This is a genomic window from Paractinoplanes rishiriensis (assembly GCF_016862375.1).
GTDB classification, from domain to species: Bacteria; Actinomycetota; Actinomycetes; order Mycobacteriales; family Micromonosporaceae; genus Actinoplanes; species Actinoplanes rishiriensis.
In genome coordinates, this window is record NZ_BOMV01000163.1 from 1 (window position 1) to 1,284 (window position 1,284).

At 64.2% G+C, this 1,284-nt stretch carries 3 protein-coding genes; 1 reads left to right on the top strand and 2 read right to left on the bottom strand.

The annotated features are described in order from the left end of the window. Both Ari01nite_RS49390 and Ari01nite_RS49395 read right to left on the bottom strand, forming a co-directional pair. The coding region (locus Ari01nite_RS49390) for a nucleotidyltransferase domain-containing protein (protein ID WP_203791687.1) at positions 1–235 on the bottom strand (235 nt) is incomplete at its 3' end. 138 nt (positions 236–373) lie between these two features. Next, the gene (locus Ari01nite_RS49395) at positions 374–793 is read right to left on the bottom strand and encodes an SMI1/KNR4 family protein (RefSeq protein WP_203791689.1); all 420 of its coding nucleotides are present in this window, start codon (positions 791–793) and stop codon (positions 374–376) included. Positions 794–957: 164 nt separating this feature from the next. Here Ari01nite_RS49395 and Ari01nite_RS49400 point away from each other — a divergent pair, with 164 nt between their 5' ends. Further along, positions 958–1,257, top strand: a complete 300-nt coding sequence (locus tag Ari01nite_RS49400; protein WP_203791691.1) for a DUF7710 domain-containing protein — start codon at positions 958–960, stop codon at positions 1,255–1,257. The last annotated feature ends 27 nt before the right edge of the window (positions 1,258–1,284 follow it).

The window sequence follows — 1,284 nt, forward strand, 5'->3', positions numbered from 1 at the left end:
AAGCCGCGGAACGGCTCGTCTCGGAGCCCTGACCGCCGGTGTCGGTGAGGACGACGATAACGTCAAGATCCGACCTGCTGGTCGCCATACCTCTGCCGGCCGAGCCGGACAGGACCAATCCCAGAAGGTTCTCGCCGTGTTCCGTTTCGTTACGGCGAGCCAGCTCGGTAAGCAGTCCGCATCGCTCGGAAGCGAGGCCCGGTGGGAACTGCAGCACACCGACGTCGTCCGTCACAGACGGAATCTCACCCCTCGACGGGGAACGGCCGCAACCCAGTTTCGCCGTCACAGGGCCCCTCCATCGACCCGAACGAGCTCAAGTGGCCGTGACGTTCCGTAGCGCGCCATCAGCGGCAGATGAGTAGCCGACTGCTCACGTGGTGATCGTTCCCGAGTTCAAGCCGATCCAGAATCCCTGAAGGGTGTCAGCGAGTCGGATCGCCTCTTGGCCGATGGGATGCCAAATCAGCACGCCGGCGCCACCATCGCGGGGAACGCAGAACGGGTCGCCGGTGCCGTCATCACCAAAGCCGATCAGATGCCGCCGGCCGCTGGACTCCCATCCCACCCAGCCGTCGCTGTTGCGTTGGAGCACGTCGGCGAGCGGCCAGATGACGAACCAATGCCCAGAACGGTGGTAAACGCCGTCGGAGACCAAATACAACGCGCGCAGCTCGGCGGGCAGGACCGTACCGAGCGCTGCCTCGACGCGCTCCACGGCATCGGGAGTCGCAGGCCGCTGAAGCTCGACATCTTCATACGCCAGGAGCGCTCTCCAGTTCGGCTCAGCCACCTTCGCATCGTGCCATGGTGAGTGCCGACGACGCTGAAGGCCGCGACCAATAAGCACTCACCGGCCGAGGGCGGGTACACAGAGCGGGGCGCTAATCGGCAGAGGAGCGTGCCTGGCCTGGCCGGCTCGAATGGATTGAGCGATGAGCGATGTACGTTCTTCCCGTGAGTGAAGGCAACGCCGAAGGCGAGGTCGACCTGTCGAACGTTTGGGTCTTCCACGGCGAGGAAGCACGGTTTGCATCCGGAGTGTTCAAGGACCGCAACACCGCCCTGCTCTGGGTTGAGCTGCACGAACTGACTGGTGTCATCACCGAGTACCCGCTCGGCGCCGGCTGTTACGACTTCGCCGTTGCAGAAGGTCTCTTCCATCCGTCCAAGCCGCATCACGGCACACCGGCGCACGTGGCCGAATTTTCTCCATCTGGCCACCACATCCACGTACGGGATGGGCACCCGGAGTAGTGAGGACGCTCCGCCACGTGCGCTATC